The sequence below is a fragment of the Aeromonas sobria genome, assembly GCF_050266975.1.
GTDB lineage: Bacteria > Pseudomonadota > Gammaproteobacteria > Enterobacterales > Aeromonadaceae > Aeromonas > Aeromonas sobria_B.
The window spans coordinates 98,031-112,450 of record NZ_JBKISU010000003.1; the positions used below are offsets into that span (position 1 = coordinate 98,031).

Sequence of the window (14,420 nt, forward strand, 5' to 3'; positions counted from 1 at the left end):
GGGTCTTCCCCCTGTTACAAATCGGCCAGACCGATGCGACGGTAAACCTCGGGCAGCGCCTGGGGTCGGGTGTCACCGATCTTGATGGCTGCCTGCACCATGCGGGCGGCCTCGGCAAATTGGGCTTCTGTTTGAGCGTGGATCAGCGCGAGCGGCTTGTCAGCCTCGACGCTCTGCCCCAGGCGGATAAAGTCGGTCAGACCGACCGCATAATCGAGTTTGTCCCCGGCGGCGCGGCGACCACCGCCCATGGCGACCACGGCCAGGCCCAGTTCGCGGGTATCCATGGCGGTCACGAAACCGCTCTGCGTCGCATACACGGGGCGCACTATGCCGGCCTTGGGCAGATAAGCGTCGTAACGCTCCATGAAGTCCGCAGGACCACCGAGGCCGGTCACCATGCGACCGAAGATCTCGGCCGCCTTGCCGTTGTCCAGCACCGCCTGCAGCTTGGCACGGGCGTCTTGCTCGTCGCTGGCAAGCTTGGCGGAGATCAGCATCTCGGCACAGAGCGCCATGGTCACTTCGTGGATACGCGGGTTGCGATATTCACCGGTCAGGTAGCGCACCGCCTCACGCACTTCCACTGCGTTGCCGGCGCTGGACGCCAGCACCTGGTTCATGTCGGTCAGCAGCGCAGAGGTACGGCAACCGGCACCGTTGGCCACGGCCACTATGCTTTTCGCCAACTCCTCGGAGGCTTCAAAGGTCGGCATAAAGGCGCCTGAGCCCACTTTCACATCCATCACCAGGGCTTCCAGACCGGAGGCAAGCTTCTTGGAGAGGATGGAGCCGGTGATCATGGCGATGGATTCGACGGTGGCCGTGATGTCCCGTACCGCATAGATACGCTTGTCGGCCGGGGCGAGATCGCCGGTCTGGCCTATGATGGCCACGCCCGCCTCTTTCACCACTTTCAGGAAGCGATCGTTGTCGACCGAGGTCTGGTAGCCGGGGATGGCGTCCAGCTTGTCCAGGGTGCCGCCGGTGTGGCCCAGGCCACGGCCGGAGATCATGGGCACGAAGCCGCCGCAGGCGGCGACCATGGGGCCCAGCATCAGGGAGACGACATCACCCACGCCACCGGTGGAGTGCTTGTCGACGATGGGGCCACCCAGGTTCAGGTGATCCCAGGTCAGCACCATGCCGGAGTCGCGCATGGCGCAGGTCAGGGCGACCCGCTCATCCATGGTCATGTCTTTGAAGTAGACCGCCATGGCCAGGGCCGCTATCTGCCCCTCGCCTATGGTGTTGTTGGTGATGCCCTGGACGAAGAATTGGATCTCCTGGGTACTGAGCGCTTCACCGTTGCGCTTCTTGCGAATAATCTCTTGAGGCAAAAACATCTTTCATTCCCTCCGCCAATGCTGGCGTTACTCAAGGCTGAATCCTTGCCGCGGCCCTTGCGACCGGGCATCAAGGGGCGAACCTGACTCGCCCCCTCATCAACTCAGTAACCGCTGGTATTGGCAGGCTTCTCGCCGTGGCCCAGGGTCGCCAGCAGGCTGGCCAGCAGGCTGGAAGCGCCGAAGCGGAAGGTGCGCGGGGAGACCCACTCCTTGCCGAGGATCTCTTCGGCCATGGCCAGGTACTGACCGGCCACGGCGGCGTCTTTCACGCCACCAGCAGGCTTGAAGCCCACTTTCGGGTTCTTGGCCTTGATCACTTCCATCATGATGCGGGCGGCTTCTGGGGTCGCATTGACCGGCACCTTGCCGGTGGAGGTCTTGATGAAGTCGGCACCGGCGTCGATGGCGATCTCGGAGGCGCGACGGATCAGCGCCTCTTCCTTCAACTCGCCGGTCTCGATGATCACTTTCAGCAGCGCCTTGTCGCCACAGGCTTCCTTACACGCTTTGACCAGGCTGAAGCCGACCTGTTCATTGCCGGCCATGAAGGCGCGGTACGGGAACACCACGTCCACTTCATCGGCACCGTAGGCGACGGCGGCGCGGGTCTCGGCCACGGCGATCTCGATGTCGTCGTTGCCATGGGGGAAGTTGGTCACGGTGGCGATGCGTACGTCGGCGGCACCGATCTCACGCAGGGTCTTGCGAGCGATGGGGATGAAACGGGGATAGATGCAGACGGCGGCGGTGAGGCCGGCCGGGGACTTGGCCTTGTGGCACAGGTCGATCACCTTCTGATCGGTGTCGTCATCGTTCAGGGTGGTCAGGTCCATCAGGTTCAGGGCGCGTTGGGCGGCCAGTTTCAGATCGGTCATGATATTCTCCAAAGTCTTTGATTAAGCCCGACAAGGGGACATGTCAGCTGCGACAACGCCATTTGCTGACAGGTTCAACCTCAGCTTGAGGGCATGGAAATACAGTGCGACTGCACGGGCAATAGACTGTAAATAAGGCAAGAGCCCTGTCACTTTCTTACAAAAGTGCGGACTTGGTTCCATGAAGACTTGAGAAAGGCCGACAACCGCAGACCCGACTTCCCAATCAATTCCATTTGACCGCCAACACCCACTTCATGTGGGTATTAGTCAATGCCAGCACCCTGCTGGCAATGCCTATTTCAGCCGAGATACCCCCTGTTTGCAAGCCGGATTTGCCAATTCCAGGGGTATCTCACACCGGGCAAATCCGCCTGTTCATCCCGCCCTAAGAGAAGAAACGGGTCACTAACCAGGAGTAGGCGATACCGCCAAGATAGACTCCTACGATCCCCATCACCCCGGACAATACCGGGGGGGCCGGGATCGGCAACTTGAGGAAGGAAAACAACAAGCCGACGATGAAGCCGGCCGCCATGGCCAGTAGCACTTCGTTCATAACACCTCCGTGTGACTCACGCTTTCTCATCAGTCTAGGGAGGAAAACGGTTGTCAGCCCCCCAAATGCGAACGCCACAGCATCTGCTGTGGCGTTCGGCTTAAGGCTTGTCTGACCGCGGTTACATGGCGGACAGGGCCAGGAAGAAGCCTGCAATGGTAGCAGACATCAGGTTGGACAGAGACCCGGCCAGTACGGCTTTCAGACCGAAGCGGGCGATGTCGCCGCGACGGTTCGGTGCCATGGAGCCCAGGCCACCCAGCAGGATCGCAACGGAGGAGAGGTTGGCGAAGCCGCACAGGGCGAAGGAGATGATCGCCTTGGTGTGGTCGGACATGGCCACGCCGTTGATCAACACCTCATCTTTCAGGTAGGGGGCGAAGTTCAGGTAAGCCACGAACTCGTTCACTACCAGCTTCTGGCCGATGAAGGAACCGGCGACGGTCGCCTCGCTCCAGGGTACACCGATCAGGAAGGCCAGCGGGGAGAACAACCAGCCCAGCAGCAGCTCCAGGGAGAGTTGCGGGTAGCCGAACCAGCCGCCCACACCGGAGAAGATGCCGTTGATCATGGCGATGAGGCCGATGAAGGCCAGCAGCATGGCGCCGACGTTCAGGGCCAGTTGCATACCGGAGGAAGCACCGGCAGCGGCGGCATCGATCACGTTGGCAGGCTTGTCGTCCAGGTCGCCATCGGCGCTGTTTTCGTCATAGTTCGGGCTCTGGGTTTCCGGCACCAGCAACTTGGCGAACAGCAGACCACCCGGGGCAGCCATGAAGGAGGCGGCGATCAGGTATTCCATCTTGACGCCCATGGCAGCATAACCGGCCAGAACGGAGCCGGCCACGGAGGCCAGACCACCACACATGACGGCAAACAGCTCGGAGTCGGTCATCTTGCCGATGAAGGGACGTACCACCAGCGGCGCTTCGGTCTGACCGACGAAGATGTTGGCCGTCGCGGAGAGGGATTCGGTGCGGGAGGTGCCCAGCACTTTCTGCAGTGCACCGCCCAGCAGCTTGATGATCAGCTGCATGATGCCCAGGTAATAAAGCACGGCAATCAGAGAGGAGAAGAAGATGATGACCGGCAGAACACGGAAGGCAAATACGAAGCCACCGCCACCAAATACTTCAAACATCTTGTCGCTGACCAGGCCACCGAACAGGAAATTAATACCGTCCTGGCCATAGCTGATAACACTGGAGACGGCACTGGATACGCCGACCAGAATATCGCGGCCTACCGGAACATACAGAACGAATGCCCCCAGACCTGCTTGAATAACAAACGCACCTGCCACGGTACGTATATTGATTGCCTTGCGGTTGCTGGAAAACAGCACCGCGATAAGGATGAGCGTTGCCATCCCTACCAGACCCATGATCAAACTCATTGTTATCTTCCTCGTAGTAGCACCTTCCAACTTGTTAATAAGTTGTGTCCCAAACTTATCAATCAAGGGTGCGCATTATACTAACTGGCTCGCGACAAAGTATAAGGGCGGTCACATTTCGTAAGCATCAAATCGGCTAACTGGCGTTAAATTAGACCGCAAACGATTTTTATCCGGCATTTTTTTCACCCCGAACTCACCCAGAGTTATCAAGGTGTTAAATATCTATTTGCCGAGATGGAAAATATCTTGAGTGGATTCATATAACACCGCAGCAACATGCGAGACAGGCAAACGTTTGATAGCGGCCAATTCATCCAGCACCCGCAGCAGGGACAGAGGGGTATTGCGCATGCCCTGATGGCCGCAAAGGGGCATGTCGGGAGAATCCGTCTCCAGCAAGAGAGACTCAAGCGGCATGGCGGCCACCGCCTCCCGGGTCTTGTTGGCCCGCTCATAGGTGATGGTGCCCCCAATCCCCAGCCTGAACCCCAGCTCCCAGAAGCGCTCGGCCTGGTGCAGGGAGCCGCTGAAGGCATGGATCACGCCGCCCCGACCGGGTCTGTGGCGACGCAGCAGCTTGAGCACAGTGTCGTTGGCCCGCACCGAGTGCACGATGAGCGGCAGATCCAGGGTCATGGCCAGCCTGATCTGCGCCTCGAACAGCGCCTGCTGACCCGCCTGAGGCAGGTGGGAGCGCCCATCGAGACCGCATTCGCCGATGGCCACCAGCCCCGAAGGCCGCTGCTGCACCAGCGCCGCCAGCCGGGCCATCACGTCCGGGGGTTGCTGCGCCACGAAACAGGGATGGACCCCAAGGGCGAAGCAGATATCGGGCTCCCCGGCCGAGAGCGCCATCACCCGCTGCCAGTTGTCGGCACCGATGGCGGGCACCATGAAGCCGGTGATGCCGCGCAGGCGACATTCGGCCAGCAGACTGGTACGGTCGGCATCAAACTCGGGGGCGTCGAGGTGGCAATGGCTGTCAAACAAGGGCATGGAACATAGGACTCGCTATATGAAGAAAGAGTGTGGCCACCACCAAGGGATGGGCCGCGACAGGTTTGAGTTTAGCCCCGCAGGCCCGGGGCATCATAGCGGCTCACCGGCGCCTCTGCCGCTCGGCCGTGCACCGTTCGGCGGCTTCCCCACACGCCTTTGTCTCTTCGCCGCGATCGGCCCGAGCCTCGTCACGCCTGGGCGTGCAACAACGGCCATACTCCGGGGCCAGCCCCCAACGCCGTGACCAGGCATCATACCGGGCCAGCCAGGCCAGCAACCTCTGCTTCATGGTCTGCTCCTTGCTCCACTGTGTCGGTCCATCAGCCTGCCTCATGCCTCTTCTCTGGCCAAGAATTGGCGTGCCAGCGGCATCATGGCTCGCTGAGCGGCAACAGCAGCCCCATCCGCTGATTGCTCGTCCCCAAACGCTGGCGCTGCCCCTCGACATCTGAGGGCACTTCCCCGCCTCGAACCGCATGAAGCGGGTCTTTCGATCCCGTTGTGGAAGAAGTGATCCAGGGCGGCGGCATCCTCCACCCCGGCCAAACGAATGCTCATCTCAGGCGCCCTGCCGACCATAAAAAACGACTCCATTTGGAGTCGTTTTTTATCAGAGCCATCTGGCTAATGCCATGCCCTCATGGCGAGGTAGCACGCTCAGCCTTTCGCGGGCAGGCGACCGCTCCATCTGCATGACGCGAGGGGGAACATGCCCAGCGACGATCAAGCCTTGGTCGGCAGGCTCAGGCGGGCAACCGCTTCAACGTGCATGGAATGCGGGAACATGTCCACCGGCTGCACCTCGTCCAGCACGAAGCCCTGCTTGACCAGCCAGGCGAGATCCCGGGCCAGGGTCTGGGGGTTGCAGGAGACATAGACCAGACGGCGCGGCGCCATGGCCACCAGGGTCTGCAGCACCGCCTTGTCACAACCCTTGCGGGGCGGATCCATCACCACCACGTCGGCGGTCACCCCCTGGGCGTGCAGCTCGGGCATCAGTTGCTCGGCCTTGCCCACATGGAACTCGGTGTGCTCGATGCCGTTGAGGGCGGCATTGCGACGGGCGTCGCTGATGGCGCTCTCCACCGACTCAATACCCACCACCTTGGCAGCCTTGTCCGCCAGGAACAGGGAGATGGTGCCGATGCCGCAATAGATGTCGAACACCGTCTCGTTGCCGGTCAGCTCGCTGTATTCCAGCGCCTTGGAGTAGAGCACATCGGTCTGGCTCGGGTTGTTCTGGAAGAAGGAGAGGGGCGAGATCTCGAATTCGAGCTCGTGGATCTTGTCGCGGATCACCCCTTCCCCCAGCAGCACGCGGTTGCTCGTTCCCAGGATGCGGTTGGTGCGCTCGTCATTGATGTTCTGCACCAGCGTGGTGATGGGCAGATCGCTTAAGCACGCCAGCAGTTCGGTTTCAAACGGCAGCTCTTCACCCAGGGTCACCAGCACCACCATCAGCTCGCCGCTCTTGAAGCCCTTGCGGGTCATCAGGTTGCGCACGCAGCCGGTGTGGGCCACCTCGTCATAGGCTGCGATGTCGTGCGCGCGCATCCAGCCACGCACCCGGGCATTGAGCTCCACATGCAGGGAGTCCTGCACCCCACAGTCGTCGGCGGTGATGAGATCATGGGAGTGCTTGCGGTAGAAGCCGATCTCGGCCCCCGCCTCGCTGCCACGCACGGCGTACTGCGCCTTGTTGCGGTAGGCGAACGGGCTGTCCATGCCGAGGATGGTGTTGACCTGGGTCTCACCCAGCCCGACCTGCTCCAGCGCGCTCTGCACCAGGGATTGTTTCAGCTTGAGCTGGGCCGGATAGGCCAGCGGCCGCACCTGGCAGCCGCCGCACTCGGTGTTGGGGCAGAAATCGGCGACCCTGTCGGCGGACGGCTGGGTCAGCTCGACCAGCTTGCCGTGCAGATAGTTCGGTTTGACCTCGGTCAACTCGACCAGCGCCTGCTCACCGGGCAGCAGACCCTCGACAAACAGCGGGCGATCGAACAGGCGACCCTTGCCATCCCCCTTGTCGGTCAGTTCCAGAATATCGATCTGATGTTGGTGTCCCACTAACGGCATGAGCGGCTCCGAAGGCATAGAAGAAAGGGTGGAAGCAGGGCTGACCCGGCGACCCCGAATAAAGGGTGGCAGAGTTTAGCGGAGATCCGGCCAAATTGCAGGCACAAAAAAACCAGCATGTGAGCTGGTTTGATGATGGTGCCGGGGTCGGACTCGAACCGACACGTATTGCTACGGCGGATTTTGAAACCGATGGGATGCCTTTTAAATCAATAAGTTACTAATTTCAAAGGGGCTGGAAAAAGCAATATGGCTAAATATCGCTAGATGTAAGGGGCCTCGGTCGCCACTTTGTCGCCATTTTTTAGCGCAGTGATCGGGTTGAGACGCACCGCATCTTCCAGGTGATCGGGGGCAAAGTGGGCATAGCGCATCGTCATCTTGATGTCGGTGTGGCCGAGGATGCGCTGTAGCACCAGGATGTTGCCGCCGTTCATCATGAAGTGACTGGCAAAGGTATGGCGCAGAACGTGGGTGCTCTGCCCAGCGGGCAACTTGATGCCAGCCCGTCTGATCGCCTTCTCGAAGTCGGCATAACAATCATCGAACAGGCGGCCAGTTCGCCGGGGCAGCATGGCCAGCAACCAGGGAGCAACGGGAACAGTCCGGTTTCGCTTGCCCTTGGTCTTGGTGAAGGTGATCCGGCCCATGCCGATCTGGGCGCGGCTGACCTTCTCAATCTCGGACCAGCGAGCACCGGTCGAGAGGCAGAGCATCACAATGAGCCACAGATCCCGCTGCTCTTTGCAGGCATCGAGCAGTTGCTCGATTTCATCCTGGGAGAGATAGGCCAGCTCGCTTTCCTGCACCTTGTACTGGCGCAGGTCGGCCAGCGGGTTACCGCCGCTCCACACTCCCAGGCGTGCCAGCTCATTGAATACCGCCTGCAGATAAAGCTGCTCCCGGTTGATAGTGGTCGGCGTCACCTGCTTGCGCTGCCCAGGCACATAGAGCTCACCAGCCAGACGGCGCTCGCGGTATGCAGAGAAGTGCTCGGAGGTGAACTCGGTCGCAATGGGGTTATCCAGTGCATCGCACAGCCACACCAACTTGTCCCGCCGACGTTCGCCGTCAGCCAGGGTCTGGCCGTGGCGTCCGAACCAGGCGGCAACCAGGTCTGACAGCCGCCGCTCATCACCGGTAACGGCCACTGCTTCTGTCTGTTGCCAGGGCTTGGCGGTGAGCATGTGGGATTCCCACGCCAGCGCCTCCCCCTTGGTGGCAAAGCGCTTGCGCTTACGGGGCCCATCTCGGCCATCCGGGTAAATTTCAGACAGCCAGGGTTTTGTCTTGTGATCTGTTTTACGAACCGACATGGCTGTACACCACCACCTGCTTTGCCTGGCCTTCGCTATCTCTAACTGCCATCAGAATTTCTTACCGGCCCAGACCACGCGGCCAACCAGATCCAGCTCGGTCAGCTCGGCTTTGCTCAGGTCACGGGATTTATACAGGGGGTTGTCAGAGATGATGCGCACGCCGCCCAGGTCGAACTGCAGGCGCTTGACGAACAGGCCGCCATCGAGGCGCAGCACATAGAGCCCATCGCGGGGGGCTTCTCCATTCTTCAATCGCACCAGGATCACATCGCCATCATTGATGGTCGGTTCCATCGAGTCGCCCTTGGCCCGGATGACAGCCATCTTGGCCGGGTCAAACCCTTCACGGCGCAGCCAGTCGGTACGGAACGCCATCGGTTCGGCCAGTGCTTCGTCTGTGATATTGGCGCCATGCCCTGCGCTCGCAAACACCTGATAGGCGGGAATCGTGGTGAACTCATCGGCTAAAAGAGAGCTTTGAACACCAGAGGCTGGCGAAGTGGGTAGATTCGTTCCAGTGCTGCTTCCAGTGTCACCGATGCCAAATACCAGCCACTCAAATGTGACGCCTCCCGCACGCGCCAGATTGAGAGCGCGATCAACTGGGGGGATGGTCCCCTCATGTAGATAACGTCTTAACCCGCCATCAGTCATATCGGCCCTGCGTGCGAAAGCCCGCAATGGTTCATTGCCGATTATCCTTTCAAGCCGTTTCACGAAATCAGACTGGTTGAATGCAATCTCCTGTAAGCGCGCACCATTCATTAGTCATTACCATCAAGTTTTAGTGAGAATAGAGAGACACCCACTTGACCAATGCTTTTTTTGGATCAATCATGCAATCGCCAGAAAGCAATGAGCAACCAAGAACAGCAAATAGCAATAGGTGAAAGGGTTTCTATCATGTCAGAGATTGCACTTCAGATCGACACACCAGTCAAAACCATCGAGCGCTATAGCGCCGATACCGGCATTCCTGTAGGTACGGTCAGAAAAATGATTGCCTGCGGTGAACTTCAAATCATGCCCAAGGCAGGCCCCAAGCACCGCGTCCTGATCAACATGGTCGCGCTCTACCACAAAGCCGCTGCAGCCGCCTACCTCCCTGCAACCTCCTGATCACTATGGCACTCATTGGAGCGAGAACCATGTTTATCAGTAGCGACTGCAAACACCCGCACCTCGAATCTGCATGCAGCAGGTTCAAATCTAATCACGAGGTCAGCGCGATTGCCCCGTTGGCCGGCATCGACGCCCAGGTGTTGAGAAACAAACTCAACCCCGACCAACCGCATCACCTGACCGTGGCTGATCTCATCGCGCTCTACCACGCCACCGACGGGGACGAAACCCTGATCGACGGCATGCTGATGGAGTGCGGCCTGACGGCCATCGCCATCCCCAGCGCCGACCGGGCGCCATCCCTACCACACCAGGCGATCCGCCTCAACGCTGACGTTGCCAGTATCGGCCTGCGTGCGGTGGAGCTGGCAGAACGGAGACGGGTCACCCGCACCGAACGCAACACCATCATCAGTGTCGCCACCGCCGCCATGGGGTCCCTGGCACTACTCATCCACGATGTCGAGGCCCGCTTTCAGGCTGTGCCGGCCGTCGCCTGCGCATCAGACATCCTGATGCAAACCATGACCATGTAAGGGGAAACCCATGCAAGAGAAGCAAATCAACCACGACGAACGCAACCTCGCGGGCCTGACTCCGCTGGAGCAGGTGGCCATGAACACCGCCGGCTGCCAGATCCTGCGGGAGTTGTTCGGCAAAACGCGCTCCAGTCTGGACACCGACTGGCTGGCCCTGAGCCAGGCCAAGAAAGCGGCCATCTGTGCCATTGCCCGCCAGCCAAGAGGCGAGCTGATGACCGCCACCTTGTCCGCCCTGCCCCATGCACAACGCGAGGCGGTAAGGCTGGCGGTGATCGCGCTCGAGTACCAAGGGGAGTTTCGCGGCGGCTGTGACGCCAAGGTGTGGCACCCGGCGCCAGTGGCCAGACCCATCGGGGATATCGAGAGAGAGAAGAAGGAACGCGCCGCCAAGCTGCGCATGAAGCGCGCCGTCATGGCCGCCAACCAGATGACACAAAGCGGCCCGCGAGCAATCGGGCAATAAAAAACCCCGCAAAGGTGGTGGAACACCGCGGGGCTTTCATCAGTCACTTATCGACTAGGAAAATCGACATGCCAACTCTAGCCATTCTCGACACAGTGCGCAACCTGCGCCTGCAAAACCGCAAGCTGGCCCGCACGGGTCAACGCTACAACTCCAGCCCTGACCTGATCCATGCAGTAGAACGCCCGGCCGCCATGGCCTGGCGTGCAGTCTGGTCATGCGTCAACAGCCGTGGGGGGATCTGATCATGGCTGCTGTTATCACGCGTCACACCGAACCGACCATCAAGGCCGCCAGCGCCTACCTGGTGCAGCAGGGTTACACCAACTGCGGCACCACCTGGCTGCGCGGCCAGAACGGGTATGCCCGCATGGAGCGCATGCTCTCAGGCGCCATCAGCATCATCGAGGGGGTGGCATGAAAAAGCTGTTCCACCCCATCACCCGGCAGGCAGCCATGGCAGATTTGGCCGATCTGCCGCACCGCATCAGGGCGAAGACCTACACCACCAAGCGCGGCCCCGAGGGCCGCAATCTGCGTGAGCAGGCCCGCCTGCAACTGCGCTGGCACCAGCTATTCCACACCATGAACCGGAGGGCCTAGTCATGAGCATCGACGCCATTCATATCGCCAAGCGGGCAGAGCGGGCCGTGTTGCCGCTGCTGACCGAGCTGTTGGCAAGCACTGAGCAGACAAACCGCATCGCCCTGGGCGAGCTCTATTCAGGGGATGAGTACATCCAGGTGCAGCTGGTCGTAACTAGCCGCCCCGCGGATCTGCTCGATGACGACTCAGTGATGGGGGATGAGGAATGAGCGAAGTCTATGTAAACCCTATGGCAATGCGGGCCCGTCTGGCAGCAGAGATGGCTGTGCTGGATTTGTATGGGGTGGTCAGAACCACCGCCGCCAGCCTGAGCGACTGGGTCGGTGTAAACGGCGATTCGCTCCCAGAGCCGCTTGTCGGTGAGGTAAACACCAGCATGGTCGCCATGTCGGCCGCTGCTCATTGCATTGGCTACAGGTCAGCCGACGAGCTGAGCAAGCGGCTGGCTGCCTTCGAGGACACCGGCGAGCTAGTCGTGCAACTGCTGGCAGAGCTGAACCAGGGTGATGGCCTGCGGCGTGAGGATCTGGTTGTCACTCGCTCAGCAGTGTTGCTGCTGGCGATGTATGGGGTGCTGGCACTGGCCAGCCGCGAGTCAAATGCAGACAGCGACGACGAGGAATATCAGGCATGAGCAGCACGACCGGCAACACCATCGAGCGCGAGCTCTACCAAACTCCAAGCAGCGCCGTGGCTGCGCTGATGCGCCACATTAAGTTCCGCCAGGGCGACACCTTTATGGAACCGTGCCGCGCCGAGGGGAACATCTATGACGCCGTCCCACTACCTGATGGTCAGAAGGAGTGGGCCGAGATCCGCCATGGCCGTGACTACCTGGACTGGGACTTTGGCAGCCAGTTCGACGTCATCATCACCAACCCGCCGTTTTCCCTCACCGAGGAATTCATGAGAAAGAGTCTGTCCGAACTCGCACCGGACGGGACGCTCATCTACCTGCAACGGGTGAACTTCCTCGGCAGCAAGCGGCGGGTGCCGTTCTGGGCTGAAATCGGATTCCCGAACAAGACCCCGATCCTGGTGCCACGCCCCCGGTTCGTGGGCGGCGGTTCCGACTCCTGCGAATACTGCTGGTTTATCTGGGACAGAGGGAACCGTGTTGCCCTGCCGGATGGTCTGAGCCACCTGATTGTAGAGGAGGCAGCATGAGCCACCGCCTGATCGCAGACCTGCAAACCCGTGTGGATAGATGGTTCGACACCATGATGGGCGACGAGGCCCGCCTGCGCAGCTACCAGCGCGACCTGCTGGCAATGCGTCGGCTATCACCTCGCCCACGCTGCACGGTATCCCTCACCCTGCGCCAGTGTGTCGCAGCCAGAAAGATGGCGAGGCATGCCCGCCATGCGCTGGCCTCATGCCGGAACAACATCAGGGAGCTGTCTGCACATGAGTAACTACAGCCTCTTCAATGAGATCGTGGTGGACAACTTCGCAGGCGGCGGCGGGGCGTCTACCGGGATCGAGATGGCGCTGGGTCGCAGCCCGGAGATCGCCATTAACCACGACCCAGACGCGATCTCCATGCACACCGTCAACCACCCCGAGACCGAGCACTATTGCGAATCGGTGTGGGATATCGTGCCGCGCGACGTCGTGGCGGGCCGCCCAGTCGGGCTCGTCTGGCTGTCACCTGACTGCAAGCATTTCTCCAAGGCAAAGGGCTCGACCCCGGTCAGCAAGAAGATCCGGGGATTGGCGTGGGTCACTCTGCGCTGGGCCGCCACGGTACGCCCCAGGGTGATCATGCTGGAGAACGTCGAAGAGTTTCAGACCTGGGGCCCGCTGTTGATCGACTCTGAGGGCAACGCTCGCCCTGACCCTGCCAAGAAGGGCCGCACCTTCAACAGCTTCATCAACGCCCTGCGTCGCCAGGGCTACAAGGTGGAGTGGCGGGAGCTGCGTGCCTGCGACTATGGCACCCCTACCATCCGCAAGCGCCTGTTCCTGATCGCTCGCCGTGATGGCGCCCCCATCGTGTGGCCAAAGCCGACCCATGGCGACCCCGCAAGTGCTGAGGTGAAGGACGGGAAGCTGCTGCCGTGGCGGACCGCTGCTGACATCATCGATTGGTCAATCCCGTGCCCTAGCATCTTCCTCACCAAGGAAGAAGCCAAAGCCCAGGGGCTCAACGTTAAGCGGCCACTTGCCGAGGCTACGATGCGCCGGATTGCCAAGGGGGTGGAGCGGTTCGTCATCGACGCCGCCGAGCCGTTCATCGTGAAGTGCAATCACACCAGCAACCGCACTGTCTACGATGCTTTCCGTGGTCAAGGGCTCCATGAGCCTCTACAGACAGTCACCGCAGCCCCAGGGTTTGCTCTGGTGCAACCACAACTTGCCCCCTTCATCACTGAGCATGCCAACGCCAGTCATCAGCGCAACATGCCTGCGGATGAGCCGCTGCGTACCATCTGCGCCGAGGTTAAAGGGGGGCACTTCGCCCTGGTGGCGCCGGTCATCGCCCGCCAGTTCGGCAACTCTGTCGGCCAGTCAGTGGAAGACCCGCTGGGCACAGTGATGGCCAAGGCCGACAAGAGTCAGCTGGTGACCGCCTTCTTGGCCAAGCATTACACAGGCGTCGTGGGTGCCGAGCTGACCCAGCCGCTGCCGACCGTGACCACTGTTGACCACAATGCACTGGTCACCAGCCACCTGGTAAAACTGCGCGGCACCTGCCAGCACGGCCAGCCAGTAACCGAGCCCATGCCCACCGTCACCGCCGGGGGGCTGCACATCGGCGAGGTGCGGGCGTTCCTGCTCAAGTATTACGGCACAGACTCAACCATCCCCTGCTCTGAGCCACTGCATACCGTGACCACCCGGGACCGATTCGGTCTGGTCACCGTGCGCGGCGAGGATTACCAGATCGTCGATATCGGGATGCGGATGTTGGAGCCCCATGAGCTTTTCCCTGCTCAGGGGTTCTTGGACACGTATGTCATCGATCGAGACGCCAGCGGCAAGAAGTTCACCAAGGTCGCCCAGGTTGCCCGCTGCGGCAATGCAGTATGCCCGCCCGTCGCGGCCGCCCTGGTTCGCGCCAACTTGCCAGAGATGTGCGCAGATGCGCAGGAGGTGGCGGCATGAAAA

The 14,420-nt window shown here is 60.8% G+C and carries 19 protein-coding genes; 11 read left to right on the forward strand and 8 right to left on the reverse strand.

Annotated elements, in window-relative coordinates; all coding sequences use genetic code 11:
• Positions 1-14: 14 nt before the first annotated feature.
• The 8 genes from deoA to ACLHZ1_RS02705 form a co-directional block, all read right to left on the reverse strand.
• The gene (gene deoA, locus ACLHZ1_RS02670) at positions 15-1,346 is read right to left on the reverse strand and encodes a thymidine phosphorylase (protein WP_427260867.1); all 1,332 of its coding nucleotides are present in this window, start codon (positions 1,344-1,346) and stop codon (positions 15-17) included.
• Positions 1,347-1,450: 104 nt separating this feature from the next.
• A complete protein-coding gene (deoC, locus tag ACLHZ1_RS02675; RefSeq protein WP_427260868.1) occupies positions 1,451-2,224 on the reverse strand; it encodes a deoxyribose-phosphate aldolase in 774 nt (257 codons plus the stop codon).
• Positions 2,225-2,612: 388 nt separating this feature from the next.
• On the reverse strand, positions 2,613-2,783 hold the full coding sequence (locus ACLHZ1_RS02680) for a XapX domain-containing protein (protein ID WP_042002084.1): 171 nt from the start codon (positions 2,781-2,783) through the stop codon (positions 2,613-2,615).
• A 121-nt stretch (positions 2,784-2,904) separates the two neighbouring features.
• Positions 2,905-4,179: a NupC/NupG family nucleoside CNT transporter gene (locus ACLHZ1_RS02685; RefSeq protein ID WP_427260869.1), complete on the reverse strand. Its 1,275-nt coding sequence runs from the start codon at positions 4,177-4,179 to the stop codon at positions 2,905-2,907.
• Positions 4,180-4,404: 225 nt separating this feature from the next.
• Positions 4,405-5,178 (reverse strand): TatD family hydrolase, encoded by a 774-nt coding sequence (locus tag ACLHZ1_RS02690; RefSeq protein WP_427260870.1) that lies wholly within the window; start codon positions 5,176-5,178, stop codon positions 4,405-4,407.
• Between the two features lie 726 nt (positions 5,179-5,904).
• Positions 5,905-7,257 (reverse strand): 23S rRNA (uracil(1939)-C(5))-methyltransferase RlmD, encoded by a 1,353-nt coding sequence (gene rlmD, locus ACLHZ1_RS02695; RefSeq protein WP_427260871.1) that lies wholly within the window; start codon positions 7,255-7,257, stop codon positions 5,905-5,907.
• A 263-nt stretch (positions 7,258-7,520) separates the two neighbouring features.
• Complete coding sequence (locus tag ACLHZ1_RS02700; RefSeq protein ID WP_427260872.1) at positions 7,521-8,573, reverse strand: site-specific integrase; 1,053 nt, start codon at positions 8,571-8,573, stop codon at positions 7,521-7,523.
• 51 nt (positions 8,574-8,624) lie between these two features.
• Entirely contained in the window at positions 8,625-9,341 is a 717-nt protein-coding gene (locus ACLHZ1_RS02705; protein ID WP_427260873.1) for a LexA family transcriptional regulator, read from the reverse strand.
• A gap of 90 nt (positions 9,342-9,431) precedes the next feature.
• On the opposite strand from ACLHZ1_RS02705, the gene ACLHZ1_RS02710 reads away from it, so the two are divergent.
• The 11 genes from ACLHZ1_RS02710 (at position 9,432) to ACLHZ1_RS02760 (ending at position 14,417) form a co-directional block, all read left to right on the forward strand.
• Positions 9,432-9,695, forward strand: a complete 264-nt coding sequence (locus tag ACLHZ1_RS02710) for a hypothetical protein (RefSeq protein WP_240453161.1) — start codon at positions 9,432-9,434, stop codon at positions 9,693-9,695.
• A 29-nt stretch (positions 9,696-9,724) separates the two neighbouring features.
• Entirely contained in the window at positions 9,725-10,234 is a 510-nt protein-coding gene (locus ACLHZ1_RS02715; protein WP_373969397.1) for a phage regulatory CII family protein, read from the forward strand.
• A gap of 10 nt (positions 10,235-10,244) precedes the next feature.
• The gene (locus ACLHZ1_RS02720; protein WP_427260874.1) at positions 10,245-10,703 is read left to right on the forward strand and encodes a hypothetical protein; all 459 of its coding nucleotides are present in this window, start codon (positions 10,245-10,247) and stop codon (positions 10,701-10,703) included.
• A 68-nt stretch (positions 10,704-10,771) separates the two neighbouring features.
• Complete coding sequence (locus ACLHZ1_RS02725; protein WP_307765945.1) at positions 10,772-10,948, forward strand: hypothetical protein; 177 nt, start codon at positions 10,772-10,774, stop codon at positions 10,946-10,948.
• 2 nt (positions 10,949-10,950) lie between these two features.
• Positions 10,951-11,124, forward strand: a complete 174-nt coding sequence (locus ACLHZ1_RS02730) for a hypothetical protein (protein WP_427260875.1) — start codon at positions 10,951-10,953, stop codon at positions 11,122-11,124.
• Complete coding sequence (locus ACLHZ1_RS02735; RefSeq protein WP_427260876.1) at positions 11,121-11,306, forward strand: hypothetical protein; 186 nt, start codon at positions 11,121-11,123, stop codon at positions 11,304-11,306. Before ACLHZ1_RS02730 ends, ACLHZ1_RS02735 begins: the two co-directional genes overlap by 4 nt.
• Positions 11,307-11,308: 2 nt before the next feature.
• The gene (locus ACLHZ1_RS02740) at positions 11,309-11,518 is read left to right on the forward strand and encodes a hypothetical protein (RefSeq protein ID WP_427260877.1); all 210 of its coding nucleotides are present in this window, start codon (positions 11,309-11,311) and stop codon (positions 11,516-11,518) included.
• Positions 11,515-11,943 (forward strand): hypothetical protein, encoded by a 429-nt coding sequence (locus ACLHZ1_RS02745; RefSeq protein WP_427260878.1) that lies wholly within the window; start codon positions 11,515-11,517, stop codon positions 11,941-11,943. The genes ACLHZ1_RS02740 and ACLHZ1_RS02745 overlap by 4 nt, the downstream gene beginning before the upstream one ends.
• Positions 11,940-12,476: a DNA methyltransferase gene (locus ACLHZ1_RS02750; protein ID WP_427260879.1), complete on the forward strand. Its 537-nt coding sequence runs from the start codon at positions 11,940-11,942 to the stop codon at positions 12,474-12,476. The genes ACLHZ1_RS02745 and ACLHZ1_RS02750 overlap by 4 nt, the downstream gene beginning before the upstream one ends.
• Complete coding sequence (locus ACLHZ1_RS02755) at positions 12,473-12,724, forward strand: hypothetical protein (RefSeq protein ID WP_427260880.1); 252 nt, start codon at positions 12,473-12,475, stop codon at positions 12,722-12,724. The genes ACLHZ1_RS02750 and ACLHZ1_RS02755 overlap by 4 nt, the downstream gene beginning before the upstream one ends.
• The gene (locus tag ACLHZ1_RS02760; RefSeq protein ID WP_427260881.1) at positions 12,717-14,417 is read left to right on the forward strand and encodes a DNA cytosine methyltransferase; all 1,701 of its coding nucleotides are present in this window, start codon (positions 12,717-12,719) and stop codon (positions 14,415-14,417) included. Before ACLHZ1_RS02755 ends, ACLHZ1_RS02760 begins: the two co-directional genes overlap by 8 nt.
• Positions 14,418-14,420 lie beyond the last annotated feature (3 nt).

Bases quoted from the DNA above. Each gene is read 5' to 3' on its own strand.
- ACLHZ1_RS02690 (WP_427260870.1), bottom strand. From the start codon at position 5,178: ATGCCCTTGTTTGACAGCCATTGCCACCTCGACGCCCCCGAGTTTGAT.
- deoA (WP_427260867.1), bottom strand. From the start codon at position 1,346: ATGTTTTTGCCTCAAGAGATTATTCGCAAGAAGCGCAACGGTGAAGCG.
- ACLHZ1_RS02745 (WP_427260878.1), top strand. From the start codon at position 11,515: ATGAGCGAAGTCTATGTAAACCCTATGGCAATGCGGGCCCGTCTGGCA.
- ACLHZ1_RS02760 (WP_427260881.1), top strand. From the start codon at position 12,717: ATGAGTAACTACAGCCTCTTCAATGAGATCGTGGTGGACAACTTCGCA.
- ACLHZ1_RS02700 (WP_427260872.1), bottom strand. From the start codon at position 8,573: ATGTCGGTTCGTAAAACAGATCACAAGACAAAACCCTGGCTGTCTGAA.
- ACLHZ1_RS02755 (WP_427260880.1), top strand. From the start codon at position 12,473: ATGAGCCACCGCCTGATCGCAGACCTGCAAACCCGTGTGGATAGATGG.
- ACLHZ1_RS02715 (WP_373969397.1), top strand. From the start codon at position 9,725: ATGTTTATCAGTAGCGACTGCAAACACCCGCACCTCGAATCTGCATGC.
- ACLHZ1_RS02710 (WP_240453161.1), top strand. From the start codon at position 9,432: ATGAGCAACCAAGAACAGCAAATAGCAATAGGTGAAAGGGTTTCTATC.
- ACLHZ1_RS02750 (WP_427260879.1), top strand. From the start codon at position 11,940: ATGAGCAGCACGACCGGCAACACCATCGAGCGCGAGCTCTACCAAACT.
- ACLHZ1_RS02725 (WP_307765945.1), top strand. From the start codon at position 10,772: ATGCCAACTCTAGCCATTCTCGACACAGTGCGCAACCTGCGCCTGCAA.
- ACLHZ1_RS02735 (WP_427260876.1), top strand. From the start codon at position 11,121: ATGAAAAAGCTGTTCCACCCCATCACCCGGCAGGCAGCCATGGCAGAT.
- ACLHZ1_RS02730 (WP_427260875.1), top strand. From the start codon at position 10,951: ATGGCTGCTGTTATCACGCGTCACACCGAACCGACCATCAAGGCCGCC.
- rlmD (WP_427260871.1), bottom strand. From the start codon at position 7,257: ATGCCGTTAGTGGGACACCAACATCAGATCGATATTCTGGAACTGACC.
- ACLHZ1_RS02720 (WP_427260874.1), top strand. From the start codon at position 10,245: ATGCAAGAGAAGCAAATCAACCACGACGAACGCAACCTCGCGGGCCTG.
- ACLHZ1_RS02705 (WP_427260873.1), bottom strand. From the start codon at position 9,341: ATGAATGGTGCGCGCTTACAGGAGATTGCATTCAACCAGTCTGATTTC.
- ACLHZ1_RS02685 (WP_427260869.1), bottom strand. From the start codon at position 4,179: ATGAGTTTGATCATGGGTCTGGTAGGGATGGCAACGCTCATCCTTATC.
- ACLHZ1_RS02740 (WP_427260877.1), top strand. From the start codon at position 11,309: ATGAGCATCGACGCCATTCATATCGCCAAGCGGGCAGAGCGGGCCGTG.
- deoC (WP_427260868.1), bottom strand. From the start codon at position 2,224: ATGACCGATCTGAAACTGGCCGCCCAACGCGCCCTGAACCTGATGGAC.
- ACLHZ1_RS02680 (WP_042002084.1), bottom strand. From the start codon at position 2,783: ATGAACGAAGTGCTACTGGCCATGGCGGCCGGCTTCATCGTCGGCTTG.